The 805-nt window shown below is 71.3% G+C and carries 1 protein-coding gene; it reads left to right on the top strand.

Translation table 11 applies throughout. From position 1 onward, the window contains the following. Nucleotides 1–805: sulfatase-like hydrolase/transferase (locus AC1D15_RS35230; RefSeq protein ID WP_477829738.1), on the top strand; the 805-nt coding region annotated here is incomplete at both ends.

The following is an 805-nucleotide window of genomic DNA, read 5'->3' as shown; positions in this document are numbered from 1 at the left end:
GGGTGTACGCCGGAGCCGCCGTGGCCCTGGCGATCTTGGGCTGCGTCATGGCCTGGCGCTGGAACCCTCCGGGCCACCAACCGGGCCGGTCGGCTCCGGCCATCGCTGGGGCGCTGGCCGCGCTCCTCGTCACCTACAGCGGCGTCCTCGTCGCAAAAGAGGTGTCGAACCTGAAAGCCGCAGGCGCCTGGTTCGTCGGCGCAGGCCTGGACGAACGGCCGGCCCTCGGCTTCTTCGCGACGGCTTCCCTCGACCCCCGGTGGGGCGTGGAGACCGCCGACACCACGGCGTTCCAGCGCGAGAGTCTCAAGCTGCTCTCCGCCGAGCCTCATCCCAGGCCAGCCGACATCGTCGTCTTCCTGCAGGAGAGCCAATTCAATCCGGCGACCCTGGCCGGCTGCTCCGCATCGCTGTGCGGCATGGATGCCTTCGCCGCCGCCAGCAGCACGATCGCGCACGGGCCGCTGCAGGTGCATGTCTTCGGCGGCAGCACCTGGCTGTCGGAGTTCGCGTTCGCGACCGGTGTTCCCCACGACGCGTTCGGGCCCGCAGGCGAGTTCGCATCGTTCAGCGTGGCGCCGCACGTCCACCGCTCCTTCGTGCGCTCGCTGAAGGCGGCCGGCTATCGCACCGTCGCGCTGTACCCGACGCGCGGCGGCATGATGAACGGCCGCATCGCGTACGCCGGCTACGGCTTCGACGAATTCCTCGACGCCGCCGAGCTGGGCCTGCCCGAGGCCTGGGGCACGCCGGATGCGCTGGTGCATGAAGCCGCCCGGCGTGTGCTGGCGAGCCAGCGCCAGCG

The organism is Rhizobacter sp. P2_H2 (genome assembly GCF_056403375.1).
The sequence above is the reverse complement of the archived record's forward strand: the minus strand, read 5'-3'. Positions and strand labels throughout refer to the sequence as shown.